The 26,523-nt window shown below is 64.5% G+C and carries 26 protein-coding genes and 1 pseudogene; 14 read left to right on the top strand and 13 right to left on the bottom strand.

What is annotated here, in order from left to right:
* Positions 1-77 precede the first annotated feature (77 nt).
* Positions 78-1,907 (bottom strand): HsdR family type I site-specific deoxyribonuclease, encoded by a 1,830-nt coding sequence (locus tag QW845_RS16110; RefSeq protein ID WP_315802557.1) that lies wholly within the window; start codon positions 1,905-1,907, stop codon positions 78-80.
* Between the two features lie 68 nt (positions 1,908-1,975).
* Here QW845_RS16110 and QW845_RS16115 point away from each other — a divergent pair, with 68 nt between their 5' ends.
* Positions 1,976-2,377: a transposase gene (locus tag QW845_RS16115; RefSeq protein ID WP_315802558.1), complete on the top strand. Its 402-nt coding sequence runs from the start codon at positions 1,976-1,978 to the stop codon at positions 2,375-2,377.
* Entirely contained in the window at positions 2,374-3,231 is an 858-nt protein-coding gene (locus tag QW845_RS16120; RefSeq protein ID WP_315802559.1) for an IS3 family transposase, read from the top strand. Before QW845_RS16115 ends, QW845_RS16120 begins: the two co-directional genes overlap by 4 nt.
* Positions 3,232-3,253: 22 nt before the next feature.
* On the opposite strand, the gene QW845_RS16125 is transcribed toward QW845_RS16120, so the two are convergent.
* The 7 genes and pseudogenes from QW845_RS16125 to QW845_RS16155 form a co-directional block, all read right to left on the bottom strand.
* A complete protein-coding gene (locus QW845_RS16125) occupies positions 3,254-3,391 on the bottom strand; it encodes a hypothetical protein (RefSeq protein ID WP_315802560.1) in 138 nt (45 codons plus the stop codon).
* Positions 3,392-3,405: 14 nt separating this feature from the next.
* A complete protein-coding gene (locus tag QW845_RS16130; RefSeq protein WP_315802561.1) occupies positions 3,406-4,647 on the bottom strand; it encodes a hypothetical protein in 1,242 nt (413 codons plus the stop codon).
* A 46-nt stretch (positions 4,648-4,693) separates the two neighbouring features.
* Positions 4,694-5,872 (bottom strand): N-6 DNA methylase, encoded by a 1,179-nt coding sequence (locus QW845_RS16135; protein WP_409997928.1) that lies wholly within the window; start codon positions 5,870-5,872, stop codon positions 4,694-4,696.
* 41 nt (positions 5,873-5,913) lie between these two features.
* Positions 5,914-6,849: pseudogene (locus tag QW845_RS16140) on the bottom strand (N-6 DNA methylase); the annotation flags it as partial.
* 291 nt (positions 6,850-7,140) lie between these two features.
* Positions 7,141-8,337 carry a cytochrome P450 gene (locus tag QW845_RS16145; RefSeq protein ID WP_315802564.1) on the bottom strand — a complete coding sequence of 399 codons (1,197 nt, stop codon included), beginning with the start codon at positions 8,335-8,337 and terminating at the stop codon, positions 7,141-7,143.
* Positions 8,338-8,782: 445 nt separating this feature from the next.
* Complete coding sequence (locus QW845_RS16150) at positions 8,783-13,618, bottom strand: DUF3320 domain-containing protein (protein ID WP_315802565.1); 4,836 nt, start codon at positions 13,616-13,618, stop codon at positions 8,783-8,785.
* A gap of 94 nt (positions 13,619-13,712) precedes the next feature.
* Positions 13,713-14,357, bottom strand: coding sequence for a glutathione binding-like protein (locus QW845_RS16155; RefSeq protein ID WP_315802566.1), 645 nt, complete (start codon positions 14,355-14,357; stop codon positions 13,713-13,715).
* Positions 14,358-14,447: 90 nt separating this feature from the next.
* Between QW845_RS16155 and QW845_RS16160 the strand changes: the two genes are divergently transcribed.
* The gene (locus tag QW845_RS16160; RefSeq protein ID WP_315802567.1) at positions 14,448-15,110 is read left to right on the top strand and encodes a TetR/AcrR family transcriptional regulator; all 663 of its coding nucleotides are present in this window, start codon (positions 14,448-14,450) and stop codon (positions 15,108-15,110) included.
* 4 nt (positions 15,111-15,114) lie between these two features.
* On the opposite strand, the gene QW845_RS16165 is transcribed toward QW845_RS16160, so the two are convergent.
* Positions 15,115-16,080, bottom strand: a complete 966-nt coding sequence (locus tag QW845_RS16165) for a glyoxylate/hydroxypyruvate reductase A (RefSeq protein ID WP_315802568.1) — start codon at positions 16,078-16,080, stop codon at positions 15,115-15,117.
* A gap of 88 nt (positions 16,081-16,168) precedes the next feature.
* On the opposite strand from QW845_RS16165, the gene QW845_RS16170 reads away from it, so the two are divergent.
* The 5 genes from QW845_RS16170 (at position 16,169) to QW845_RS16190 (ending at position 19,201) form a co-directional block, all read left to right on the top strand.
* Positions 16,169-16,504 (top strand): hypothetical protein, encoded by a 336-nt coding sequence (locus QW845_RS16170; RefSeq protein WP_315802569.1) that lies wholly within the window; start codon positions 16,169-16,171, stop codon positions 16,502-16,504.
* A gap of 99 nt (positions 16,505-16,603) precedes the next feature.
* The gene (locus QW845_RS16175) at positions 16,604-16,972 is read left to right on the top strand and encodes a YciI family protein (RefSeq protein ID WP_315802570.1); all 369 of its coding nucleotides are present in this window, start codon (positions 16,604-16,606) and stop codon (positions 16,970-16,972) included.
* Positions 16,969-18,240: an RNA polymerase sigma factor gene (locus QW845_RS16180; RefSeq protein WP_315802571.1), complete on the top strand. Its 1,272-nt coding sequence runs from the start codon at positions 16,969-16,971 to the stop codon at positions 18,238-18,240. Before QW845_RS16175 ends, QW845_RS16180 begins: the two co-directional genes overlap by 4 nt.
* A gap of 97 nt (positions 18,241-18,337) precedes the next feature.
* On the top strand, positions 18,338-18,751 hold the full coding sequence (locus QW845_RS16185; protein WP_315802572.1) for a DoxX family protein: 414 nt from the start codon (positions 18,338-18,340) through the stop codon (positions 18,749-18,751).
* 30 nt (positions 18,752-18,781) lie between these two features.
* Positions 18,782-19,201 (top strand): VOC family protein, encoded by a 420-nt coding sequence (locus QW845_RS16190; RefSeq protein ID WP_315802573.1) that lies wholly within the window; start codon positions 18,782-18,784, stop codon positions 19,199-19,201.
* A 5-nt stretch (positions 19,202-19,206) separates the two neighbouring features.
* Here QW845_RS16190 and QW845_RS16195 read toward each other — a convergent pair whose 3' ends face one another.
* Together QW845_RS16195 and QW845_RS16200 are read right to left on the bottom strand one after the other, a co-directional pair.
* Positions 19,207-19,653: a hypothetical protein gene (locus QW845_RS16195; protein WP_315802574.1), complete on the bottom strand. Its 447-nt coding sequence runs from the start codon at positions 19,651-19,653 to the stop codon at positions 19,207-19,209.
* A 4-nt stretch (positions 19,654-19,657) separates the two neighbouring features.
* Complete coding sequence (locus QW845_RS16200) at positions 19,658-20,458, bottom strand: SDR family oxidoreductase (protein WP_315717595.1); 801 nt, start codon at positions 20,456-20,458, stop codon at positions 19,658-19,660.
* Positions 20,459-21,399: 941 nt separating this feature from the next.
* On the opposite strand from QW845_RS16200, the gene QW845_RS16205 reads away from it, so the two are divergent.
* A complete protein-coding gene (locus QW845_RS16205) occupies positions 21,400-22,596 on the top strand; it encodes a hypothetical protein (RefSeq protein ID WP_315802575.1) in 1,197 nt (398 codons plus the stop codon).
* A 77-nt stretch (positions 22,597-22,673) separates the two neighbouring features.
* On the opposite strand, the gene QW845_RS16210 is transcribed toward QW845_RS16205, so the two are convergent.
* Positions 22,674-23,192 (bottom strand): helix-turn-helix domain-containing protein, encoded by a 519-nt coding sequence (locus QW845_RS16210; RefSeq protein WP_315802576.1) that lies wholly within the window; start codon positions 23,190-23,192, stop codon positions 22,674-22,676.
* A gap of 105 nt (positions 23,193-23,297) precedes the next feature.
* Here QW845_RS16210 and QW845_RS16215 point away from each other — a divergent pair, with 105 nt between their 5' ends.
* The 5 genes from QW845_RS16215 to QW845_RS16235 all read left to right on the top strand — a co-directional run bounded on the left by QW845_RS16215 (position 23,298) and on the right by QW845_RS16235 (position 26,058).
* Entirely contained in the window at positions 23,298-23,849 is a 552-nt protein-coding gene (locus tag QW845_RS16215) for a dihydrofolate reductase family protein (protein ID WP_315802577.1), read from the top strand.
* Positions 23,850-24,029: 180 nt separating this feature from the next.
* Positions 24,030-24,680: a glutathione S-transferase family protein gene (locus QW845_RS16220; RefSeq protein WP_315802578.1), complete on the top strand. Its 651-nt coding sequence runs from the start codon at positions 24,030-24,032 to the stop codon at positions 24,678-24,680.
* A 110-nt stretch (positions 24,681-24,790) separates the two neighbouring features.
* Positions 24,791-25,204 (top strand): YciI family protein, encoded by a 414-nt coding sequence (locus tag QW845_RS16225; protein WP_315802579.1) that lies wholly within the window; start codon positions 24,791-24,793, stop codon positions 25,202-25,204.
* Positions 25,205-25,236: 32 nt separating this feature from the next.
* Entirely contained in the window at positions 25,237-25,653 is a 417-nt protein-coding gene (locus QW845_RS16230) for a YciI family protein (RefSeq protein WP_315802580.1), read from the top strand.
* Positions 25,654-25,686: 33 nt separating this feature from the next.
* Positions 25,687-26,058: a hypothetical protein gene (locus QW845_RS16235; RefSeq protein ID WP_315802581.1), complete on the top strand. Its 372-nt coding sequence runs from the start codon at positions 25,687-25,689 to the stop codon at positions 26,056-26,058.
* Between the two features lie 43 nt (positions 26,059-26,101).
* On the opposite strand, the gene QW845_RS16240 is transcribed toward QW845_RS16235, so the two are convergent.
* Entirely contained in the window at positions 26,102-26,503 is a 402-nt protein-coding gene (locus tag QW845_RS16240; protein WP_315802582.1) for a DUF1398 domain-containing protein, read from the bottom strand.
* Positions 26,504-26,523: the final 20 nt, after the last annotated feature.

Raw genomic sequence — 26,523 nt, forward strand, 5'->3', positions numbered from 1 at the left:
GTTCAAGCAAAACACGATGCGATGACTTTACCCATTGTCACTGAGATTATCGTGTCTCACTTGAGGGGTGCAGTCCACTAATCTTCCCACTGCTTAGGTGTGAGCTTGAAATAGTCAATCAACTCATCCTGCTTTTGCTTGCCATAATGGAAGCGCGCTAGATCGGGGTCGTCGTTCTGACCTTCGGAGATGATAACGTCGCACCAATCTGGCGGAAGGCCGCGTTCCTTAAGCTTAATGTCTAGCGCATCCTTGAATCGCGCGCAGGCTGTGCGATCCACGCCCACCAATTGCGCCTTGAACCCGTCGGGGTCGGGGTAGGCGAGGAAGTGCTCCAACATCTTGCCAACCACCAATTCCACGCGGTCGGGATGGCGGGCTAGCTCCTTCCATTGCGAACGCTGGCGCTGAATCAAGTCCTTGGCCTCTTCGTCCTCGACCTCCATCTCCTCGCACATCTTCTCGAATTCGACATTCAGCGTTTTTTCGTCCACGAGGAAGGGTACGGGGTCGCGCTGGTAATGCACCTCTAGTGTAGCGCCGTCCTTGATGGCGCGCTTAATGCCGTAATAGCTGAGGTAACGCTCCTGCTGGCCGTTCACGATCGGGCCGAAATCGCGGTGCGTGTTGACCATCGCGCGGTCGATGGGTGTTCCCGTCAAGCCGAATCGGAAGGCATTTGGCAGCTTCACCCGCATCGTCATCGCATAGCTTTCGGCGCTAGCCCCCTTCTGCGAGCGGTGGGCCTCGTCCACCAGCATGACGATGTTGTCCTCGTCCAGAGGCTTCAGGTCGCCCATCTTTTGGAACGACTGGACGGTCGTCACCAGCGTGCCGCGCCACAGATTGCGCAGCTTGGTCTTAAGGTCTTCGACGCCCAGTGCCTTTTCCACGTTGGGGTAGTCGCAGGCATCGAAGTCGTCGGAAATCTGCGTTTTCAGGTCGCGCCTGTCCACCACGATCAGGACCGTTGGGTTCTTCAGCGCTGCCTGTCGCCGCAGCTTGTACGCGGCGAATACCATGGTCAGCGATTTGCCTGAGCCTTGCGTGTGCCAGATGAGCCCCGTGCGGTCCTGCGCATTCACTGGCTTGCCAATCAGTCCTATCGCCCGATCGACGATGTCGTTCACCGCCTCGAACTGTTGATAGCGCGCCACCTTCTTAATGGTTTTGCCCTTCTTGGTCTCGAACACGGTGAAGTGCTGCAAAAAGTCCAGCACATGTGCAGGTGCCAGGCGCAGTAGGCCCTTGACCGGTATCTCCAGCGTATCGTCCGGGTTGTCGGCCTCGGGTTCGTTCCACCAGCCTTTGACATCGGGATAGCGCGACAGCCACGGCCCCCAGGTGTCGAGGTGACGCTCGACGTCATCCTTCGTTGCGTCGTGGAACAGCACCGTGCCGAAGCGGAATGCATCCTCATCCGCCGCCACGCAGAACACATTGGGCGTGAGCATCAGCGGGGCCTGACGCTGGTAGCGGTGCAGTTGGTGCACGGCCTCCGTCCAGTCCTTACCGCTGGTGAGGTAGCTCTTGTATTCAGCGATCACCAGCGGAATGCCGTTGACCAACAGTACGGTGTCATCGCGGCATTGCTTGACACCTTGCACGCGGTACTGATTTGTCGCGGTATAGTCGTTAAGATGCTGACGTTCCGGCTCGAAGGCAATGAAGAAGACCGTGCGCGCGTCTTCGCCAGCCTTGAGCTGCACCTTAACGCCGTCGCGCAGGCGATCGAGCGTTTCGCGGTTGGCGGTGAGCTTGTCCGGCGCGTCGATCGTGGTACGCAGTGCCTTGATGGCAAGCTTTGCCTTTTCCGGCGTCTCAACATGAGTATTGATGCGCAGGATCGCTTCAACCAACAGCTTCTCCACCAGCGGGTCTTCGAGCGGGCGGTCGAACGCGGCCATTGCGGCTTTGGACTGCACCCCTCAAGTGAGACACGATAATTTCAGTGACAGGCATTCGAGGATGACCTGTGGCAGTACGAGGAAAGATCCGTCAGTTTCCGACGGCTTACAAATTGAAGGCAATCAAGCGTGTCGAGCGGGGCGAAGGCGTTCTGCCCGTCGCCCGTGATCTCGGCATTGCGCGGAAGCTTCTGCACGAGTGGATCAAGGCCTGGAAGGCGGAGGGGCCGGAGGGGTTGAACCGCAAGCGCGGCCCCAAGCCTGGCCCCCGCAAGCTGAAGCCTGTGGCGACCTATGACGACAAGCGCTCGGCGCTAACGCAGGCGAAGGCGCGGATCGCCGAGCTGGAACGGCTGGTCGGCCGGCAACAGATGGACCTCGATTTTTTTCGGCAAGCCTTGCGCGCTCTGGAGCGGCCGGCCGCGCAAGGCAAACCCGCCCCCGCATCATCGAAGTCATCCAAAGCATGACAGCGGAGACTGCCGAATCGCACGCTCACGTGCAACACCTCTGCGCGCTCGCAGGCCTTCCTCGCGCGACGTACTATCGCTATCTCAACAGGCGCAGCCGCGAAGAGGCCGAGTGTGAGCTGCGTGACCAGCTCCAGCGCATTTGCCTCAAGCATCCTTTCTACGGCTATCGACGGGTAACGGCCATGCTTCGCCGTCGGGGGATGGTCGTCAATGCCAAGAAAGTCCTGCGATTCATGCGTCAGGACAATCTCCTCGCCCAGCGCAAGACGCCGTTCCTGAAGCCGCCGACGGAACGGCCGACGAGCGTGATCGTCGTGCCGAATCTGATCCGCGGCCTGGCGCCGTCCGCACCCGATCAGATCTGGGTCGCGGACATCACTTATGTCCACCTCGCCAGGACATTCGCCTATCTCGCCGTCATTCTCGACGGCTTCTCACGCAAGGCGGTCGGCTGGGCCTTTGAAAACACGCTCGACGCCTCGCTTGCCGTAGCCGCGCTAGACAACGCGCTCAAAGCCCGCAATCCGAAGCCCGGCAGTCTGATCCACCACTCCGACCGCGGCGTGCAATACGCCTCGATCGCCTATCGCCAGCGCCTTGCCGATCGCGAGATCAAGATCAGCATGAGCAGCCCCGGCAATCCCTACGACAACGCCAAGGCCGAAAGCTTCATGAAGACGCTGAAAGCCGAGGAGATCAACGGCAAGACATTCGCCGACCTCAACGACGCTCGGCGGCGGATCAACAGCTTCATCGCCGAGATCTACAACAAAGAGCGGCTACACTCGGCGCTCGGCTATCGATCTCCCCTTGAGTTCGAAGCCGCCTTCACGCAAAACAACACGCGATGAACTTCACCCTCTGTCACTGAAATTATCGTGTATCACTTGAGGGGTGCAGTCCAGCTTCGTCACGGTAACTCCAGCCAAGCCCCTTGTCTCCGGGCGTGACGCTGCCTTGACCGGAAAGCCATTTCAAGATCGGCAGTTCGACATAACCGGCTTCGCTCATGCAACGGCCTCCGTTTACAATGGCGCAGAGTTCACGCGGACGGTGCCAGTGAGGAGGTCGTGCATGAGGGACCGTTTTAGCCCTTCGAGCGCAGCCAACTTTTTTCCAAGTTCGCTGATGTGCGATTTGCTGGCTTCAGAAATAGCAACAATGCGCGCTTGCTCTCGGCAGGACGGCACACCGAGGCGTAAACGCCGTAACATGCGCTGATTAATAGTATTAAGACCAGAACTAGTGGCGCACATCGCATTCCAATATTTCTGTGCGTACCGCGAATTGAGCCACAGGCACCCAAACTCAGGCAGCATACCGTTACGGGAGCGTAGCCGGAAAAGGTGGTTCTGGAAGGTCATTCCGACCGCGTCATCCGTCGCTAACGCGCAGCGACCAATCTGCCTTCTATCTGCGTGCCCTTCTACGACAAGCAAGTCGCCAGCCTGCAAGAGCCGAATTGATATTTCGGGATCGCGCGCCCGTAACATCTGAACGTCATTGAGCAGCAGCGCGTCCCGCTGCACGTTTGCAACGCGCAAATAACGCCACAGACGCTGGTCGGATCGCTGCGCCTCGTTGAGCGTAACGCCCGACTGAATGTCGAACTCGGTACCCACATCGCTGACTCGCCAAGCTTCGGGCAAAAATCCGAGGGCGGTCCGAACGAAACCGGATTGCCTGCTGTCGAGCGCGCGGAGCTTGCCGTCATCACCTACGCCAACACTCAACAAATCTGCCAGCAACGCGGCTCGTAACTTGAGCGCTGATTGGGAGGTCTCCCGCGCCCGATCAATTGCCGCATCCACCGCATCGAGGACATGGGCAATGGCGGTTTGCTCATGCGGGGCAGGTCTCGGCACGAGCAACCGGCGGTCAAAGACATCTTCTGGAACGCGCTGGCGACCTGTAGAACCTTCCATCCGCGCCGCGGCACGGCCTCGCACATCGTGAGCGCATGCAAGGTGATAAAGGAACCGCGGATCGGTGCCATCGCGCGGCGACAGGACAATGAATTCGGTCGAGCCCAATCCTGTCTCGCCCGGCATTCCCGATACAAACGCTACCTTGCCGTTTTCCGGACAGGGCGTGATCTTTGCGAACAAAGTGTCATTGGGCTTGAAGCGGGCAAGGCCAGAACTTTCCAGGCGTCGCCAGTCCCATTTCAGAATTCCACCAAAGTTTTCGGCCACTGCGGCCATTTCCAGGAACGGATACTCGATGCCTCTCTTCACCAAATATCGTGGGTTTTGATTGGCCAGCAAGCTGAGTGGTCCCTTAGGCCAATCCGCCGTCGCTTCGGGGAAGCAATCATGTTGCATAGCCGATGCCCTTAAGGATGTTGCTCAAATCTGTCTCTGCCGCCCCCAGCTTTTTCTGTGCATCGCCTAATGCCTTCAACGCATCTTTGACCGACACTCGCGGCTCCGGCTCGAAGGTGTCGACATAACGCGGAATATTGAGGTTGAATTCATTCTCCTCAATTTCGTCGAGGCCCACTACGCGCGCGTGCTTGAGCAGTTCGTCGGGATCTCCGTAGAGCTCCCCTAGTTCCCTGCTCTCCTTCTCCACGTCGCGGCGATCGTCATCGGCGCGGCGGCGGGCTTCGGCGATCTTCCCGTCGCGCTCGGCAATTTTTGCCGCCGCCTTGTCACGCTGATTTTCGAGCTTAGCCGTCGCGGCAGCGGCCTTGTCGCGCGCGTTTTTGGGGGTGAGCTTCTCCAATCCAGCGCGCTTTTCCGCAACCTCCGTCTCCAGCTTCGCTAACCGCGCGGCGACATCGGCGTACTCGGCCTCCAGCCGTTCCACCTGGTCGTGCTCGCGTGCGTTGATCTGCTCGCGGATGCGTCCGCTGTGCTGCGCTACTAAGTCCGGCACTCTGGCCGCCTCGCCGTAGGCCTGCACATGTACGAGGATGCGCATCACGTCTTGCGGGCGAAGCTCATTCTGGTTGGATAGCTCGCGATAGTGCCGCGCGGCATAGACCAGCAGCACCTTGTCGTGCCGCTCGGGCGGCCGCTGCTTGCGCAAGATGAGCAGACATGCTGGCACGCCCGCGCCATAGAACACGTTGAGCGGCAGCGAGATCACGGCGTCAATCAGGCGCGATTGGAGCAGCGCCTTGCGGATCAGGTGCTCATCGTCGGCCTTGCGGCGTTTCACGATCTGGTTGCCGTCGTCGTCGAACTCGCCGGTTTCCTCCTCCACTTCCGGCTGACCACGAAACAGCACGCCTTGTGGACAGACGATACCCGCGCGGCCCTGGTCATTAAGCGAGGCGAGTACGTGTAAGATGAAGGCGTAGTCGCCGTAACCGGCCGGCGGCGCCTTGAACGGCGTGCCGCGACCAAACCGGCCGAATGGGTCTTTGTAGCCTTCCTTGCCGAAAATTTCTTTCTTGAGCTTGTCTTTCTTCTTCTTGTCGTCCGTCTGCTGCTCCGGCTTAAGCCACCAAAATTCATCGGAGAACGGAAAATTGGCGAGCACCACCGAGAACTTGCGCCCTGGCCAGCGCCATCCTTGAAAGCTGGGTCCGTGATAGTGCTAGCGCCTGCGGCGATTGTCGCCTCCAGCCCATGCAACACGGAGTTTATCTTTGCAATAGCGGCGTTGCCCCAGTTCATTTCCTGGGCAAAATATTGAGCAGAATTGGCGTGCTGGCCGCCTTCGCGCAGGAAGTCTGCCGAATGCACGAGCATGCCACCGCTTCCGCCAGTGGGATCGTAAACCGTGTCGCCGGGGTGAGGCTCCAGGATGCGCACGAGCGTGTCCACCACCTCCGGCGGGGTGAAAAATTCGCCCGCCTTCGCGCCGGCATCATCTGCGAACTGCTTGATCAGATATTCGTAGGCGTGGCCCAGCACGTCGGGAGGCACGCTGGCATTGGAGAGGTCGTGAGTATTGAAGTGCTGGATCAGCGCGTGCACAACTTCGTTCGGGATGAGCGGCTTGCCGCTGCCATCCGGTGCGGGCTGCGCCCAGTCCACGGTGAACACGCCCGTGAGTTCATCATTGGAGTCGGAAACGGCCTTCATCGCCGCCGTGAGAGTTTCCCCGAGCTTGGTCGATACCGCCAGCACATCGCCCCAGCGGCTGCCTTCCGGGATCGAATAGCGGTGTTCGCCACGCGCGCGGAATACTGCCTTTTGGGCGTCCGTAAAGGTCCGTCCCTGTTGGCGCTCTAGTTCGGCGATGGCCTCGTCGGCCTCGTTCTCCCATTGATCGCACAGCCTTTTGTAGAACATCAGCGACAGGATGTAGTTCTTATAGTCCTGCCCTGCGGTCTTGCCGCGCAATATGTTAGCGGCTCCCCAGAGGTGGGCTTCGAGATGTTGTTGCGAGAGCTTGCTACTGGGTCTTTGGCCGCGGCCGTAACCTCGAAGGCGATCAGCCGGAGCGCCGCTAGATTCTTGCCTATCTCTTTGTTCTATGTTGACTGCTTCGGTCGCTCTTGCTTCGATGTTCATCCTAAGGTCGATCCCCGGCCATTTCGTGTTCTCGCGACCATACTCGTCATGCAAATGGATGCATAGCCGAGGCGGATAGCTCAAGATTGTCTTGCGCGGGCACGCCGGCCCTCTGTGCCTCGATCGGCGAATCGCCGGGACAACCAATCACCTTCTATTAATTTGCGATCGATCATTCCACCCTTTGGCTCCGCAATCTCAAGGCGACTGGGCCGCTACGCTACGGTGACCATGGTCGGTCCCGCGATCGGATCAAGTGCTCCGAGGCACATGAAGAGCGCTCAGGCGGTGCTACCCCAACCTCACCGCCAAACCCAGCGGCCCCCGAAACCCGAATCCGTGCCACCGCACGCTGGCCGCATCCACCAGCTCCATCCGCGGAAACCGCTCGAACAGCATCGGCAGCAGGATCGCGCCGACGGTGCGGCGGGAGAGGTGGGCGCCGGCGCAGTGGTGGGGGCCGTTGCCGAAGGCCTGGTGGGGGTTGGGGTCGCGCAGCGCGTTGTAGTGCTCGCCGTCGGCGAACAGCTCCTCGTCGCGGTTGGCGGAGGCCTGGATGGTCATCACGGTGTCGCCCTTCGGGATCAGGCAGCCGCGGATCTCGGTGTCCTCCATCACCAGCCGTGAGCTCGCCTGGATCGGCGCCACCCAGCGCACGCCTTCCTCGAAGGCGGAGCGCCATTTGTCCTGCGCGCGCACGGCCTCTAACTGCTCCGGGTTGGTGAGGAGGCCGTAGAGGATCGTCAGCAGCGCGTCGCGCGGCTCGTTGATGCCGCCGCCGATCGCGATCTTGATGTTGGCGATGATCTGGCTCTCGGGGATCGGGTTCTTCGCGTTGACCATGAAGGACAGCGCAGACGAATCCGGCGCGGCGCGCACGCGCTCCATGTTGGCGCGGATACAGCGGTCCATCTCCGCATTGGCGATATCGGACGCGTCGAATGGCCCCGGCGTCCAGCCGAAATTGCCTGCGCCGTCGATCAGCGCCTGCGACCAGCGCTGCATGTCGGCATCGCCAGCGTCCGGGATGCCCATCACTTCAGCGAGGATGCGCGCGGCCAGGGGGCCGGCGAGCGCGGGGAACAGATCGACGATCTCGCCGCGCGGCAGCCGGTCGAGATACTCGGTTGCGAATCTGGTGTAGAGCGGCTCCCAGACGGCTTCGATCGTCTTCGGCATCAGGGCCGGCATCATCGCCATCCGCTCGGCGCGGTGCTCGTCGTGATCCTTGCGCATCAGGGTATGCGCGAGGAAGGCGCGCTTCATCGGCGTGTTCGGATCGTCGGACGAGAACAGCGCCGCATTGTCCTTCACATACTTGGTGTCGGCCGCCTTGGTGAGGAACGTCCGGCCCACCGACTTGACCCGCAGCACCGGCGCTTCGCGGCGCAGGCGCCGGTAGATCGGATAGGGATCGCGCGTCAGCTCCGCGATGGTGATGGTCTCGTCCAGGGGAGCCGGAGTCTGAGACAAAGTCGCGGTCGGCATGGGGCGCTCCTGTTGCGGTGCGGGCCAGCGCGTGTCGTGCCCGAGGATAGTGGCAGGGACGGAGCCGTGCAATCCCGCTCCGCCGCCCCGGGCAGGGACGAGCGCCTGATCTGAACGAGCTTCGGACCTCGCCAGTTCCGCTGCTGCAGCGATGCCGCCGCGGAATTCACGTCTCCGGCTGGGTCGTGCCGTTCGCGACCGCCGGCGTCGATGGCTGCGATCGAGGACTCGCATGCCCATACAGCCCGATCCAGCAGGAGGTCGCGATCGCGTCGGGGCGGCGGCGGTCGCGCCGCAGCAGCAACGGGGGGCGGTGAGCCCTCGGCGATCGCAAGCGTCTCCTCATGGCTGAAGCCGCGACGGGCCGGTGCCGTGGCCGGATCGCCGATGTCGCCGGTCGTCAGCCGGCGCTCGGGCGGTGAATTCCCGGCACCCATTTGGCGGGTCAGTCCTGCGCAGCCGGCGAGACCTCCTGCGGCTTGGTCAGCAGTTCTCCCTCGCGGCGCAGGTGTCCTGCGGTGAGAAGATCCTGGAGGCTGCCTTGCAGCACCTCGCGCAGCTGGGCGCTGGTCGCACCGAAGCCGAACAGCCGGGCGACCGCCTGGATCAACTGGTCTTCCTCGGCGCCGTAGTTCTGCGCCACGACCTGCATGATGGCCGCCTTGATCTCGTCCGGCGGCAGCATCTCGGGCTTGCGCAAGGACTGCGATTGCACGTCCTCGCGCGTTCGGACGATGATCGCCTGGCCGGGCACGGCGTAGAACGGACCTCCGGCGATCTGTCCCTTCGCAACCGCCGATGTCAGCGCCGCTCGCACGGCATCGCGGATGCGATTGCCGGCGCGGGCAAGGCCCCAGGCCGATCTGATCCGGACGATGATCTCCGATTCATGCACCGGCCCTTCGACGGCGACGATCTCGACGACATGCCGCGTCATGTCGGCGAGCGGCGTCTCGTGCGGCTCGATCTCCCGACGCACGCGCAGCTTGGCCTCTTCATAGGGGGCCACCGTCGGCGCCTGCGCGAGCATCTCCAGAGGGCGCGCCTCGGCCTGCTCCGGCGCCGGCACGGCGGGGTTTGGCGGAGGCTCGGGGTGAGCTCGCGCGGCCCCCTGGTCGACGTCCTGCCAATGCGCCTTCGCCGCCTCGATCGCGCGAACAACCTTGTCTGTCTCTTCCTTGGGACGGAGAAACCAGTCGGTCGACCAGATGCGATGCAGCACCCAGCCATGCGCTTCCAGCACGTTCTGCCGCAGGCGGTCGCGGTCTCGCGCCGAACGGGACGCATGGTACTGGGCGCCGTCGCATTCGATGCCGAGCAGGAAGCGGCCGGGCTTGTCGGGATCGACGACGGCGAGATCGACGAAGAATCCGGCGGTGCCGATCTGGGTCTTCACGTCGTGGCCGAGCGCCCGCAGCCGTGCGGCGACCTGCTCCTCGAACACCGAGTCGGGATCGCGCCCGGTCTCCTGCGCGATGCCGAGCTGCCCGGTCTGCGCGAAGGTCAGGAACGTCTTCAGCGCCGCGATGCCGCCGCCCTTGGCGCGCGACAGGTCGATGTCGTCGCCGGTGATCGAGGAGAACACCTCGCATCGGAGCTTGGCGCGCGAGATCAGCACGTTCAGCCGGCGCTCGCCACCGTCCGAGTTGAGGGGACCGAAGCTCATCGAGACGAAACCTTCCTTGGTTCGCCCATAGCCGATGGAGATGAAGATGACGTCGCGCTCGTCGCCCTGGATGTTCTCGAGGTTCTTCACGAAGAACGGCTCGCTGGCCCCGCGGACGAAGAAGCTCTCCGTTGCCGGGTTTTCCTTGCGCAGGATTTCGAGCTGATCCTGGATCGCCTGGCGCTGTGCCACCGAGAAGGTCGCGACGCCAAGGCTGCGGTCCGGCGTCTCGCGCGCATGGCGCATGACGGCCTCGGCGACGAGCCGCGCTTCCCCGGGGTTGGTCCGGCTGCTGCCGCGTTCGTAGTGTGCATCGGGGGTGTAGTTGAACTTCAACCCCATTCCCGCGACCGCATCGTACGGGCTCGGCACGATGAACAGCCGGTTGTCGTAGAACTGCTTGTTGGACACGGCGATCAGCGACTGGTGCTTGCTGCGGTAGTGCCAGTTCAGCATCCGATGCGACAGGCCCTTGGCAAGGCAGAGGTCGAGGATGCTCTCGGCGTCCTTGACCTGGAAGGTCGGCTGATCCTCGTCGTCATTGTCCTCGTCATCATTGCCCGTCAGCTTCGCGAAGAAGCGCGTCGGCGGCAACTGCCGCTCGTCACCGACGACCACCATCTGTCGGCAGCGCGCGACCGCGCCGAGCGCATCGACCGGCTCGATCTGCGAGGCCTCGTCGACCACCAGCAGATCGAAGGCGATCGCGCCGGGCTTGAGGAACTGCGCCACCGACAGCGGGCTCATCAGGAAGATCGGCTTGATCTGCTGAATGACCGGACCGGCCCGTTCCAGGAGCTGGCGGATCGGCAGATGATTGCGCTTCTTGGCAAGCTCGCCGTTCAGCACACCGAGCGGCCCGATGCCGCCGGCGTTGCGCGGCAGGGCCGCCGCATGCTCGTGAGCGATCTGATCACGGGCCAGTTGCATGCGTGCGACGTCGAGCTTGCGGAAGCCGTCGACCAGCCGGTCGTGCGATTCGCCGTCGAACCGTTTCAGCTCGGGATGGTCGGCGAAGATCACGCCGCGCATGGCGTCGTAATAGGACCGGTCGAAGGCGGCTTCGAGCGCGTCGCCCGGCAAGGAGCCATGGAGCGCGCGGTCGGCCAGCGCGGCGAGGCCTTGCGCGCGCGCAAGGCGGACCCGGCCCATGAACGCGATCCAGCGGGTGAGGCGCTCGGTCGCATTCTGCCACTCCGACAATGTCTGCGACAGCTCGGCCAGCCGGATCTGGTCGCCGGCGTCGAGCGGGATGCGGGCAGGCTCCAGCTGGAGAAAATCGATCAGCCTGCCGAGCCCGGACCTCAGACTTGCGAGGCTGTCGTCGAGCTGTTCGATCGATCGCCGATCATCGGCCGACAGCGTGAGCTGCGCCAGCCGCTGGCGCGTGTCGTCGTTTGCGAACGGCTTGGGGAATGCAGTCCACCAGGTTGCCAATCTGGACAGCGCATCCCAGTCCGACTGTTCCTTCTGCCACGCCGTTCCGAATGCGGTGCTGCCGGCGGCTTCGACCTCCGCGAAGGACCGGCGTGCGGCTTGCGCCGCGATGAGGCCGTCGAGCAGCAGAAGCCGCTGCTCGAGCGTTTTCGGCATCGGCACCTTCAGGTACGAGGCCAGCAGCGCCACCTGCTCGCGATAGCGCGGGCTGAGCAGGCGCAGCCAGGAGCGGCCTTTCTCGGCGATGACCTTGCGGCACTCGGCGATCGGTGCATCCCAGGCGGCCTCGACGAAGGCGCTCTCGACGGCCGTCCTCAGTTTCGCGTAGCGCAGCCCCTTGTCGATGATGTCCGTGATGAGTCCGGCCTGGCTCCAGATGGCGTCGCGGAAGGCCGTCCGGTCGCACTCCGGCATCGCGGCCGCGGCCTGCGCAAAGGCCAGTATCGCCGCGGCGTCGGCCAAGGTGGCCGGCGGCGGGAGATCGAGCAGCGTGCCGAGGCGGGCCGCGCCCGTGGAGACGCTGCCGACAACATTCGAGATGTCGTCCAGCGATCTCCGCAGCTCGGTCATTTCGGCGGGATCGAGCGCGTCGCGGCCGACACCGCGCCACGGATGCAGGTGAGGCGCGCCGTCGGCCGCAATTCGTTCGGCGATCTCGGCGATCAGCTCGCGCCGCCGCTCCAGATCCAGGGGAGACCAGGACGGCGCCCCCTGCAACGGATAGGGAGGCTGCGCGGAGTTGTCTCCGCAGCGCACGAGATGACCGAGCAGCCTGAACGGTGTCAGCCCGCTCGGCTGATGCGGCTGGTGCATCATGTCAGCATGCCGGTTGAGGCCATCACGGCTGTCGGTCAGGCGCTGCACCAGCGTGGCTTCGCCGCGCGGGACCGCGACCTCGGCCGACCTGCAGCGCTTGAGCTCCTCGAGCAGAACGCGCTTGTTGGCCTTGTTGGAGTGCAGCTCCAGCGCGAGCGCGCCGAGACCGACATGCTTCAGCCGCCGGTGCACGACCTCGAGCGCCGCCATCTTCTCGGCGACGAACAGCACCGTCTTCCCCTCGGCGGCAGCCGACGCGATGATGTTGGTGATGGTCTGCGACTTGCCGGTGCCTGGCGGTCCCTTGACGACGAGGTCGCGTCCACGGACCACTTCCTCGATCACCACGGCCTGCGATGAATCCGCATCGACGACGTGGTTCATCGCCACGGGCTGGATGACGGAATCGATCTTGCCGTCGTCGGCCACGATCGGCTCCGCGCCCTCGAAGCCGTCCTGAAGCAGCGCTGCGATCAGGGGATGACGATCAAGGCCGCCATCTGCGGGCCAGTTGTCAGGGTCCAGATCGCGATACATCAGGAACTTGGAGAACGAGAAGAAGCCGAGGACGATCGCGTCCGTCCTGACCTCCCACCGCTGCTTGTTGGCGACCGTCTCTGCGACGCCGGCGAGATAGGTCGCGATGTCGACATCGTCCTCGTCGCCAAAATCCTCGATCTTGAGTCCGAACTCGGCGTCGAGCTTGGCCTGGAGCGAGAGGTTCGGCGACGGCGGCTCCGCGCGCGAGACCAGGTGAAACCGATCGGCGGCACTGCTGCGCTCGAGACGGACCGGCAGCAGGACGAGCGGCGCGAAGCGCTCGACGTCGGATTTGTCGTCCTCGAACCATTTCAGCAGCCCGAAGGCGAGATAGAGGATATTGACGCCCTGTTCTTCCTCGAGCGTTCGTGCGTCGTACCAGATATCCAGCAGGCGCTTCTGCAGCGCCTCCGATGACAGCCGGGTCCTGAGCCGGGTGTCGGGCTGCCGGGGCTCTGACTCCGAAGCAGCTGACTCCGAATCATTCTTTTGCTGGTCCAGCTTGACGCTCGGCGCGTCGGACCGAGGGGCCGGCAGGCTCAAGGGCAGGGTGCCGTCCGCTACCGCAGCCTCCGCCTTCGCCGGCAGGAACGTGAAGCGCTTGCCTTCGCCGAGAAGCTCGAACAGCGCAGCGGAGCGCGCGCCGACGATGTCGATGGTGCGGATGGTCTTGGTCTTGAGCGGGATGTGCACGAGCCGGTTGCGCGTGCCCAGATCGAGCAGCGCGCGCCGGTCGGCCAGCAATCGGTCTCGTACGGATGTGGTTGCCACGTGCAATCCTCCTGCGATTCGAGGATTGCAACCCGGCGTGATCGCGGTCAAGCATCCGGCGCGGTGGAGATGTGCTCGTGGAACAATGTTCAATCTCCCCGCAGAATTCATCTCCCCATAAAGGGGAGATGAATTCGTATGCGGTTCACGCCGCAGCCTTGTGCCGCGCCAGTTCCGCCTTGTAGAGCTCGAACTCCTCGGCGATGGCGCGCGCGACCGACGGCCGTGCGCGCAGGCGCTCGTAGTAGGCCTTCACGGCGGGCCATTTCGCGAGCTGGACCGGCGGCGTCGCCATGGTCCAGTTGATCACGGTGACGAGATACGCGTCGGCGACCGTGAAATGATCGAGCAGATAGTCGCGATCCCGCAGGTGGTTGTCGAGATGATCGAGCCGCGACAGGTTCTTGTTCAGGACATGGGCCTTCATTTCCTCGGGCGCGGTCTTGTCGAGGATCGGAATGAACAGGCCCTTGTGCAGCTCGGTGCCGATGAAGCAGAGCCATTGATGCAGGCGGCTGCGGTCCATGCCGGGGCCGGTGCCGAGCTTCGCCTCGGGGAAGCGATCGGCGACATATTGCAGGATCGCGGCATTCTCGGTCAGCAGGTCGCCGTCATCGGTGCGGAGCGTCGGGACGAGCCCGAGCGGATTGACGGCGCGGAAATCGGAGCCGTCGTTGAGGACGATCTTGGTCTTGGGGTCGACCTCGAGATAGTTCGCCGCGGCGCCGGCTTCGTAGAGCGCGATGCGGGTGGCGAGCGAGCAGGCGAGCGGCGAGAAATACAGGTCCATGGACGTCTCCCTCGGGCTCCGGACCGGAGCGTTGATTGATTTTTATACTGTCCCGCATAATATAAGGCCGGTCAAGGAATTTAGTGCGAAATGGTACAAAAAAAGAAGGGGCCGCCGCAGGGCGACCCGCGCACCGATAAAGCGATCGAGCCGAAGCGGCGCGGCAGGCCGCGGGCGTATGAGCCGGAGGTCGCGCTCGGCAAGGCGCTCGACCTGTTCCGGTCGACCGGTTTTGCGGCGACCTCGCTCGACGATCTCAGCGCCGCCACCGGCATGAACCGGCCAAGCCTCTACGGCGCGTTCGGCGACAAGCGCGAGCTCTACATCAAGAGCTATCAGCGCTATCGCGACAACGCGCGCGCCCTCATGGGCGACGTCTTCAGCAATGATTGGCCGGTGCGACGGCAGCTCGAGCAGATCTTCGCCACGGCGCTCGACATCTATCTCTCGGGCGAGGAGGGACCGCGCGGCTGCTTCACGGTGATGACGGCCGGCTCGGAGGCGGTTGCCGATCCCGACATCCGCGCCATGGTGCAGAACGCGTTGACCGAGCTCGACAAGGCCTTCGCGCACTGCTTCCGCCGCGCCAAGGAGAAGGGCGAGCTGCCGGCGGACGCCGACCCCGCCGTGCTGGCACGGCTGGCGTCGGCGACGATCCACTCGATCGCGGTCCGCGCGCGCGCGCGGGTGCCGCGTCAGGAGCTGGAGGCGATCGTCGCCGGCGCAATCGATATGATGATTGACAAAAAATAGCGTTTCAATATCCCCTGACGCGATCGACCAGGTTGCGCAGCGCTCCGCCGGCCTCGAAGGTCGCGATCTGCTCGGCGACGTAGCGCGAGATTGCGTCGGCGTCGGTGTCGGCTGCGTTGTGCGGCGTCAGCACCACCTTCGGGTGGGTCCAGAACGGGCTGTCGGCCGGCAGCGGCTCCTGGCCGAACACATCGAGCGACACTGAACCGAGTGTATCGTCGTCGAGGCAGGCGAGGATGTCGGCCTCGTTCTGCAGCCCGCCGCGTCCGGCATTGATCATGACGGGGGCGCCGAGCGGTGAGCTGCGCCGAAGCCGCGCGAACATCCTGCGATCCAGAATGCCGCGCGTATCCGGCGTCAGCGGCAGCAGCGACACCAGGATGTCGGTCCGCGCCAGGAACGCATCGAGCTGCGCCGCGCCGTGGAAGCATTCGATGCCGTCGGCCTGCTTGGCGCTGCGGCTCCAGCCGGCAACCTGGAAGCCCAGCCGCTTGAGCACCTCGGCCGCGTCGATCCCCAGCGTGCCCAGTCCGAGAATGCCGACGCCGATCGCGGCCGCCGGCCACTGGTACTTCGGCGCCCAGCGCTTCAACCGCTGCGACTCGCGCAGATACAGCTCCTGGCGATGATGCATCAGCACGTGCATCACGACATATTCTGTCATCCGCGCGGTGAGATCGTCGACCGCGACGCGCGCCAGCGGCACGCTCGGCAGCGTCTTGTCGGCCATCAGCGCGTCGACGCCGGCGCCGAGGTTGAAGATCGCGCGCAGGTTCGGGAAGCCGGCGAGCTCGCCGGGCACCGGTTTCCAGACCGCCGCGTAATGCACGTCGGCCGGATCGAGGCCGGCATCGGGCAGCAGCACCACCGGGCGGTCGCCGCAGACATCGTCGAAACGCGCCTTCCAGCGCTGCGGCGACCAGTTGTCGGTGCCGCCATGGATCAGGAGCGCCAGCGCGCCTTTGGTCATCGGAGGGTCCTCGAGCTTATGTGACGCGTTCCACATACCAGATCGTGCGGGCAGGCCAATCTCCGGCCATCAACACGGAGACATCGCCATGCGCAAATTGCTTCTCGCCACTGCTCTCGTCATCTCATCCGCCTCGGCCCAAGTCCCGGCTCAGGCCCAGACCATCGACGTCGGCTCGATCCTGTCGGCCAACGGCATTTCCATTGGCAAGGGCGGCAGTCAGCCGCAGGCCGGCAGTCAGCAGGGCGCCGCGGCCGGCATGGCGCAAGGTGCGGGTGGTCAAAGTGCCGCAGGGCAAGGTCAGGGGCAAGGTCAGGCCCAAGGTCAGTCGCAGCGCCAGGCCGGCCGGGCCAAGCAGCCGCGCGAGAGCGCGCAGGAGACGCGGGCGCGCAACATCGCGGCCAAGTACGGTATCTCCTGGTAGGCCGGTCGTTCCGGCCCACGGAACCGGCGAAAATTCTTCGCCGGTCTGTCGGCTCCGGGCATACTCCGCCGTCTTGAAGACGAATGGAGATGCCTTCCGATGTTGTATGCGCTGCTCTGCTATCATGACGAGGACGTCGTCTGCACCTGGAGCAAGGACCAGGACGCCGCCGTCATGGCCAAGCTTGCCGTTGTGCAGGAGAAGCTCGCCAAGCAGGGGCGGCTCGGGCCGGTGGCGCGGCTGCTGCCGACCACGGCCGCGACGACCTTCCGGAAGGAGGATCCGCCGCTCGTCATCGACGGTCCCTACGCCGAGACCAAGGAGCAATTGCTCGGCTTCTATCTCGTCGACTGCGCGAATCTCGACGAGGCGCTCGAGGTCGCGCGCGAGCTCGGCGAGGCCAATCCCGGCGGCTCCTACGAGATCCGTCCCGTCGGCACGTTCAGGCCGGGCGGAGCGCTGGCATGAGCGACGCGGCCTGGATCGATGCAGCCCTGACATCAGCACGTCCCCAGGCCGTCGGCGCGCTGCTGCGCTATTTCCGCGACCTCGACACGGCGGAGGAGGCGTTCCAGAACGCCTGCCTGCGCGCTCTGAAGAGCTGGCCGCAGAACGGGCCGCCGCGCGATCCCGCGGCCTGGCTGATCATGGTCGGACGTAACGCTGCCATCGACGATGTCCGCCGCGTCCGCCGCGAGCAGCCGCTGCCGGAGGACGAGGCGATCTCCGATCTCGACGATGCCGAGAGCGCGCTGGCCGACCGGCTCGACGGCTCGCATTATCGCGACGACATCCTCCGTCTGCTGTTCATCTGCTGCCACAAGGACCTGCCGGCGACCCAGCAGATCGCGCTGGCGCTGCGCGTGGTGTCCGGGCTGACGGTGAAGCAGATCGCCCGCGCCTTTCTGGTCGGCGAGACCGCGATGGAGCAGCGCATCACCCGGGCCAAGGCGCGCGTCGCCCAGGCGAACGTGCCGTTCGAGACGCCGGGCGCGGTGGAGCGCTCGGAGCGCCTGACCGCGGTCGCCGCCATGATCTACCTGATCTTCAACGAGGGCTATTCGGCCAGCGGCGAGACCGCTGCGCTGCGCCAGCCGCTGTCGGAGGAGGCCATCCGGCTGGCGCGGCTGCTGCTGCGCCTTTTTCCGAGCGAGCCGGAGATCATGGGGCTGACGGCGTTGCTGCTGCTGCAACACGCGCGCAGCGCCGCCCGCTTCGATGCGGAGGGGATGCCGATCCTTCTCGACGACCAGGATCGTTCGCTGTGGAACCAGCCGATGATCGCGGAAGGCGTAGCCCTGATCGACAAGGCGATGCGCCATCGCCGCAGCGGACCGTATTTGATCCAGGCCGCGATCGCGGCGCTGCATTCGCGCGCCGCGCGCCCGGAGGACACCGACTGGACCCAGATCGACCTGCTCTATGGCGCGCTGGAAGTGGTGCAGCCCTCGCCGGTGGTGACGCTCAATCGCGCCGTTGCGGTGTCCAAGGTCCGCGGCGCTGAGGCGGCGCTCGACCTGATCGCGCCGCTCGAAGGGCGGCTCGCCAACTATTTCTATTTCTTCGGTGTGCGCGGCGCGCTGCTGATGCAGCTCGGGCGCACCGACGAGGCACGGACCGCCTTCGACCGCGCCATCGCGCTGGCGCACAGCTCGGCGGAGGCCGCGCATATCCGCATGCAGCTCGACCGGCTGATGCGCGACGGTGCGACGGCTCGGGCTCGGGTCGGCCAGTGAAATTCTGCCGAGATTCGATCTAAAATTCTGCACCGGGCTGTCGGTGGCACGCTCCTTCATTCGTCCTTGGAGCAGCATCACGGGGGAGGAGCTGCAGATGACGACGATCACCTTGGAAGAACCGGTCTCGCGCGCCGAATTGTGGAGCGGGCGCATCCTGAGCGGGCTGGTGACGCTGTTCCTGCTGTTCGACGGCGCGATCAAGCTCGTTCCTCTGCCGGTCGTCACAGAAACGCTGGACCAGATGGGCTATGGTGCAAGCGACGCCATGGCGCGTGCCCTCGGCCTCATCACGCTTCTCTGCACCGTGCTCTATATCCTGCCGCCGACATCGTTCGTTGGCGCGATCCTGCTGACAGGCTATCTCGGCGGCGCCATCGCCTCGCATGTCCGGATCGGCAGTCCGCTGTTCAGCCACGTCCTGTTCGGCCTCTATCTCGGGCTGATGCTGTGGGGCGGCTTGTGGCTTCGCGACCGCCGGCTGCGCGGACTGCTGCCGCTCTCGCGCTGACGAATGATCTTTCAACCAAGGAGGATGACGATGATCTGTCCCTATCTGACGTTCAACGGCGATTGCGAACAGGCGTTGAAACACTACGGCGAGGTGCTCGGCGCCAAGGTCGACATGATGATGCGCTATGGCGAGGCGCCGCCGGAGATGCCGTCCGCGCCGGAGCACAAGGACAGGATCATGCATGTCCGCTTCTCGATCGGCGACGGCGTCCTGATGGCCTCGGATTCGCCGCCCGAATATTATCAAGGCAAGCCGCACGGAATCTCGGTCTCGCTCCAGATCGCAGACCCGGCCGAGGCCGAGCGCAAGTTCAACGCGCTGCTCGCAGGCGGTGCCGTCACCATGCCGTTCGGCAAGACCTTCTGGTCCAAGGGCTTCGGCATGGGCGTCGACCGCTTCGGCATTCCGTGGATGATCAATTCCCCGGCGGACGGCTACGCGGCGTGACGCCGCTAGCGGCACGAGGCGTACATCGCCTTGAGCTCGCGCCCGCGCAATAGCAGAAGCCGCGACGTCAGGCCGCCGCGGCGCTCGATCCAGCCGCGCACCGGCCTGGGATAGGTCTGCAGCACCAGCTTGGAAGCCTCGGGTTCCGCATAGACGCGGCCGCGCCGGTCGACCGAGCGTGCGGCGTGGAAGCCGAGGGTGGCCCGCCGCGTCACGCAGATGCGGTCCTCGGGCACCACGCTGAGCACCAGCGTGCAGGCCGACAGGCAGGGCCCGTCGATGATGACCCGCTCGCCGGAGGCGCGCACCTTCTCGAACAGATCGAGGAACGGACCCACCTCGCCGCCGGGCGAGGAGATGATGCGGACGTCGGCGCGCGCCAGCATCGTCGCGATCCCCCACAGGACGGCCGCGAGCAGCAGGGTCAGGATGATGCGCATCCGGCTCGGCATCGTTTCATGTGTTCCTGCGTTGGCCGCGCAAGGTCGGCAATCCGATTCCCGCGGCATCGAAGCCGCCATCGACGGCCAGGATCTGTCCGGTGATATAGCTGGAGCGTTCGGAGCTGAGAAACAAGATGGCCTCGGCGAGCTCGTCCTCAAGGCCGTAACGATTGAGCGGAATGGCGTCGTGATAGTCGGCGCGGATCTCCGGCGTGTGCACGTCCTTGGCCATCGCGGTCTCCACCGGGCCCGGCGCCACCGCGTTGACGCGGATGCCGGCGGACGCGAGCTCGACCGCGAGCTGCTTGGTCAGATGCGCCAGCGCCGCCTTGCTGGTGCCGTAGGCGGAGCGCAGCGTGGAGGCGCGGACGGCCGAAATCGAGGTGATGTTGACGATGGTGCCGCCGTGCTCGCGCATCAGTGGCACCGCGGCGCGCGTGCACAGAAACGGCCCGGTCAGGTTGACGTCGAGGATGCGTTGCCAGTCGGCTTCGCTGGTTTCCATGATCGGGGCGAAGCGCGCCACGCCGGCATTGTTGACCAGCGCATCGAGACGACCGAACCGGCCGGCAATGCGCGCCAACGCATCGGCGACCATCGCCGCGTCCGCGACGTCGCAATGCAGCGCGAGCGTTCGATCGGGGGATTTGAGTGCCGATGTGGCGTCGTCGAGCAGCGTCTTCTCGATGTCGAGAAGCGCCACGCGCCAGCCCTCATGCAGAAATCTCTTTGCTGTCGCCAGCCCGATGCCGCGTGCCGCCCCGGTGATCAGGGCGACCTTGTCAGTCAACGTCGTCGTCGATGTTTCCGTCACAGGGGTCGACTCCTCGGGCCGGCAGTCCGGCTCTTCTCGTCGTTGAGTCCTAACATGCGCTGCGCGGATCGGCTGTGAAGGCCGTCACATCTGTCAGTGTACGTTCAATCCAGCTCCACGCGACGCGTATAGCCAGCGAAGTTCGTGGGCGTTGTCAAACAGCCAGGGGTAGCAGCGGGCACATCGGTTCGCGTTTTCGCGGTGTCAAAGCATCCGAGTCGTGCTCGCCTTGGTCTCCCTCCCGATCGGAGGGAGCAGGGAAGACCGGGAGCTCGCCGCCCCATGGCTCCCGGCGGGAAAAATGCACGGGGCAGGAACCACAAGGTTCTGCTGAGACATCACGGCCTCCCTGCGCGATGGTCTGACGGCTTCTACGCGCTCTCCCCGGGGACCGGCTGTCTTGCCCCCGTTTCCGCCACAATGCGTTCATGCATCGGACACGGCATCAGCATCGGGATGACAGGACCACACGATTTCGCCGTACGCGCCGCGTTGTTCGTCTGCGTGTCCTCATATGAGCATGATCTTGTCGGAAAGCTGTGGCGCAATGCGTGTCAACGGCCTCCGGTTCCGAATCATGCTCCACGCTGCAACATCGACGCGTCCACCGCATCCTGCTCCCCACGTTCGTGACGATCGCGAAACGTCCCTCTCGATCGGGAACAGGACGTGGCTAAAAGAGCGTGAATTCTGGAAAGGCGAAATAGAACTATCTTTACGGGTAGGACTGGACAAGGGTAATCGACTTGAAAGTCTTCACGAAAAGAGCCCCGTGGCACGGGCGGTGTCGCGGCCGCGCCACAGCCTGCCAAGGCGCATTCCCCCGTGGAATTGGACAGTCCCGCCGTCGGCTGATTTGCCCGTCGTCGGGTCGCTCTCGGACGTGTCCGGGACGAATCTGAACCGGTAGCGTAGAGTTTTAGAGTCTCGGTAGAATCGACATGGGCGATCTATTCATCAGCCGGCGAATCACTCTCGTCAGAACCACGGAGCTGCACGCTTCGTCGCACGGGTCGAATGGTCTTAGGCGCGGGTGCGGCGCGTTGCTGTTGTCGTGCATTGTCCTCGGGCTCGCGGCGTCCGGCGCCGCGGGAGCGGATGGCAGCGTTGCTGCGAAACCGGCAGAGACCGAGCAGGCCGCGCACGATGTCGCGCCGCCGCAGCAGCCGCAGACCGCGGAGCCCGAGACGGTGGGGCGGCCGTCGGACGTGCAGACGCCGGCTCCGAAGGTGGTCGTGCCATCGACCGAGCCTGCGAAGCCGGTCGCGGCCGAGCGCAAGGGCGACGCCAAGACCACGAAGAATCTGTCGGTGCCTCAGCGCGCGCTGCCGGCCGACGTCGCGCAGATGATCGGCCGCAAGATCTGGCTCAACGAGGCCGGGGGACGGCGCGACGCGATCACGTCGTGGAATGCGGGTGAAGAATTCGCCTCGCTGGGAATCGGGCATTTCATCTGGTACCCGGCCACCGCGAAGCCGCCGTATGAGGAGGGCTTTCCGGGGCTGATCGCATTTCTGCGCAAGGGCAAGACGCCGTTGCCTGCATGGCTCGACAAGACGCCGACTCCGGCATGCCCCTGGACCAGCCGGGCCGACTTCAAGCGGAATTTCAACTCGCCGCAAATGCGGCAATTGCGGCAGTTCCTGCTCGACACGATTGCGGAGCAGACGCAGTTCCTGGTGGCGCGTGCGCAAGGCGCAATGGACAAGATCCTCGCCAACACGCCCGACAGCGCCGAACGCGAGCACATCGTCGCGCAGTATTCGCGAGTCGTCCGCGCCTCGAACGATCTCTATCCGCTGATCGACTACATCAACTTCAAGGGCGAGGGCACCAACCCATCCGAGACCGCCGTGGACAAGGAGACGGGCCAGCGCCAGGGCTGGGGTCTCAAGCAGGTGCTGCTCAAGATGAACGGAACCACGACCGAGTCCAAGGCCGTGCTCGCCGAATATTCCGACGCGGTGCAGGTCGTGCTGCAGCAGCGGGTGCGCAATCTACCCTCGAACCGCGTGTGGGAGGCGGGCTGGCTGCGTCGCGCCGAGACCTATCGCCGTCCGATCGCGCAACTCGAGCAGACCCCCGAGCGCGCGCCGCGCAGGTCGTCGCGTTACAGGGCCGACAACACGCGGTTCTGATGGGAGCATCGTTCCGGACGATCGAGGGGCGTGCGATCCGCGCGTCCCATGCGCGTGTCCGGCAAGTGAGCGTCTGATCACGACTTGCCCGAAGCGGCCTTCTTGTCGGCAACCACCTTCTCGTAAGCCGCCCTCAGCCGCTGACCGACGCTTGGCCCGGCCTTCCTGCGCCGTTTCGTGCCGAGATGAATCTCGCGCAGCTCATCCATGAACTCGGCCCACATCTTCGGCCCGCCTTCCATCAGCAGCCTGGCGCGGATGCCGAGCTCCTCTGAAACCGGCAGATATTTGTAACCCCAGCCCGCCATCTGCGCGAGGATCGGCAGCAGCTCGATGCCCTGCTCGGTCAGGGAATAGATGCCCTTCTGCTTGTGGCTCGGATCGTCCTCGCGGCTGATGATGCCGGCGGCGAGCAGCGTCTTCAGCCGGTCGGCGAGAATGTTCGAGGAGATGCCTTCCTCCGAGCCGCCGAGCAGCTCGCGATAATGCCGGCGATTTCCGAACATCATGTCACGGATGATCAAGAGGCTCCATTTGTCGCCCACCACTTCGAGCGAAAGGTTGATCGGGCAGCCGGAACGCTGAAGGTCGGACATCGACGTCTCATTGGGAGGGATCGCATATAAACCGCTTGCAATATTGCATCGGTCTGGGCATTCTCCAACTGCTTGCAAAATGAAAGCAGTCAGGGAGAGGCGTCGATGGCGAGACTGGTGATGTGGAACATGATGACGCTGGACGGCATGGTTGCGGGCCCCAACGGCGACATCTCCTGGCACGAGGATGTGTGGGGCCCGGAGCTAGAGCAGATCTCCGAGACGCAGCTGCAGGAGGCGGGCGGATTGCTGTTCGGCCGGGTGACCTACGATCTGATGGCCGGCTATTGGCCGACGGAGAAGGGCGTGACCGCCGACTTCATGAACAGCATCCCCAAATATGTTGCCTCCCGCACGCTGTCTCGCCTGCCATGGTCGAACGCGCATCTGCTGGGTCCGCAGCTCGCGGCTGAGGTCGACAAGCTCAAGCAGGAGAATGCCAAGGACCTGTTCCTGTTCGGCAGCGCGGACCTCGCCTCGACGCTTGTGGCGTCCGACCTGATCGATGAGTTTCGAATCGCGATCAATCCGCGCGTGCTCGGTGCCGGACGCCCGCTGTTCAAGCCGGGTCAGGCCTTGAAGCTCCGCCTGATCGACAGCCGGGCGCTGTCCAACGGCGTCGTCATCGCGCGCTACGCCCCCGTTCGGGACGTGTGAGCCCTATCTTGCGCCGCGTTCCGTGTCCCGGGCGAGCGCAGGTCTTTCAACTCACGCACCCGCCCGTCCAGCCCCTCACCTCAGCCCCCTCGAACAACGGGGCGCGGGAGCGCGCCGTCCTGCGGCCGCGCGTTCGGGACCAAACAACTTGTTCTCACCCCAACCTATCAGGAGCTTAAGATGTCCCTGACCCTTTACTATCATCCGCTGTCGTCGTTCTGCTGGAAGGTGCTGATCGCGCTGTATGAGAACGACGTTTCGTTCACGCCGAAGCTGATCAATCTCGGTGACGCGGATGAGCGCGCGGCGTTCTTGAAGCTGTGGCCGGTCGGCAAATTTCCCGTGCTGCGCGACGAGCAGCGCACGATTCCGGAATCGAGCATCATCATCGAATATCTCGACCAGCACTATGCGGGCGGGACGCGCTTCATTCCCGATGATCCCGATCTCGCCTTGCGGACACGTCTGCGCGATCGCTTTCTCGACCTTTATCTGCACATGCCGACGCAGACCGTCGTGTTCGACCGGCTGCGGCCGGCCGATGCCCGCGATCCGCTCGGCGTCGCCGACGCGCGAAGCCGGCTGCGCACGTCCTACGCGATGCTCGAGGCCGAGCTGCCGCCGCGTGGCTGGGCGATGGGCGACCCGTTCACCCTGGCGGATTGCGCGGCCCTGCCGGCGCTGTTCTACGCCGACAGAGTCGAGCCGCTGGGTGACGGGCTGCCTGGGGTCACAGCCTATCTCGACCGGCTCAAGGCGCGGCCATCCGTGGCGCGGGTGCTCGCAGAGGCCCAGCCTTATTTCCACATGTTCCCGCAAGAGGCGGGCTGAACCGGGAACCCGGTCAAAATAATCGCGAGGGCGTGTCGGCGGCGCCGGGACCGGATCGTCTTACTGATGCGGGCAGGGCAGTCCTGCCGCACAGCATCAGGAGAGAAGCCATGCGGTTCATGGTGATCGTGAAGGCGACCCGGGACACGGAAGCCGGAATCCTGCCGACCACCGAGGAGTTCGCGGCGATGGGCCGATTCAATGAGGAATTGGTCAAGGCCGGCATGATGGAGGCGGGCGAGGGCCTGCATCCGACCGCGAAGGGCGCGCGGATCGACTTCTCGAACGGGACGCCGAGCGTCGCGCGCGGTCCATTCGACCTCTCCGGCGATCTCGCCGCCGGTTTCTGGATGATCAAGGCCGGCTCGCTCGACCAGGTGATCGCGCACATGACGCGCGCGCCGTTCCCGAGCGGCCAGATCGAGATCCGGCAGGTCTATGCACCGGAGGATTTCGGCGAGACGTTCACATCCGAATTGCGCGAGCGGGTCGAACGGCTGCGTGCGCAGGTCGCCAAGGGCTGAGCCGCGAGCCTGATCAGGAGAGGAGAAGCGCAATGCGATTCATGATGCTGATGATCCCGCTCGGCTATGAGAGCGCGCCGCCCGACGTGCAGCTCGATCCCGAGCGGGTCGCGGCGATGATGCGCTACAACGAGGCGCTGAAGGAGGCGGGCGTGCTGATCACGCTGGAGGGCCTGCATCCGCCGTCGATGGGTGCGCGGGTCTCGTTCGCGGGCGGCAAGCCCGCGGTGACCGACGGCCCGTTCGCGGAGGCCAAGGAGGTGCTCGGCGGCTATTGGATGATCGAGGTCGCGTCGCGCGACGAGGCGATCGCCTGGGCCAGGCAGTGCCCGGCCTCGGACAACGAGATCATCGAGATTCGCCAGGTCCAGGAGATGGCGGACTTTTCCGAGGAGGTGCAGCAGGCCGCGGCCGGCTTCGCCGAGCTGCCGCATGCCGGCCGTGTCTGATCGATCCGTTTCACAGCAGGAGAGGGAAGTGCAATGAGCGACAACAGCAACACCTATCTCGCCGTCTTTCTCGGCAGCAAGACCAGTCCGGCCTCGAAAGCCTGGGAGGCGCTGTCCGAGACGGAGCGCAATGCCAGGGGACAGCAGGGCATGGCGGCCTGGCATGCCTGGGTCGACCAGTACAAGGACGCGATCCTCGCGATGGGCGGGCCGCTCGGCAAGACCAAGCGGGTCGACAAGGGCGGCGTCAACGACATCGCCAACGAAATGGGCGCGTTCACCGTGGTCCGCGCCGCCTCGCATGAGGATGCGGCGAAGATGTTCGTGAACCATCCGCATTTTGCGATCTTCCCGGGCGAGCGGGTCGAGATCATGCCGGTGCTGCCGATCCCGGGCGGCGGATAGTTTCCAGTGGCGAGGACGCGCGGCCTTTGCCGCGCGTACGTTCTCAAGCGGGAAAATGCTCGACATGCGTCTCGGCGGTGCGGCCGAAATAGACCACGCGGCGGCCGGCAAACGACACCAGGTAGCCGGCGCAGCCGGCGGCTTTCGCCTTCTCGCAGAAGGCCACGTAGTTGTAGTCGGCGGGATTTGCCTGCGCCCATCGCACCAGATGCGCGATCTCCCGGGCATCGAAGGCGGGCGCGACGCGTCCGGCTGACGGCTGCATCGCGAGCGTCGCATGGTCGCCGTCGGGCAAATAGCAGGTCTGGGTGTTGCAGCGATAGTCGACGGTGTAGCTCTCGAATCCGGCAGCCATCAGCCGGCCGACGATTTCCGGAAAGCTGAGGCTGCCATCGTGGGCAGCATCGAGGCATGTCTTGGCAATGGAAATCCGGTCCGTGTCCATATCGGCGTCCTTCGATGAAT

Origin of the sequence: Bradyrhizobium sp. SZCCHNS3002, from assembly GCF_032377435.1 — a bacterium.
In the GTDB taxonomy this organism is placed as follows: domain Bacteria; phylum Pseudomonadota; class Alphaproteobacteria; order Rhizobiales; family Xanthobacteraceae; genus Bradyrhizobium.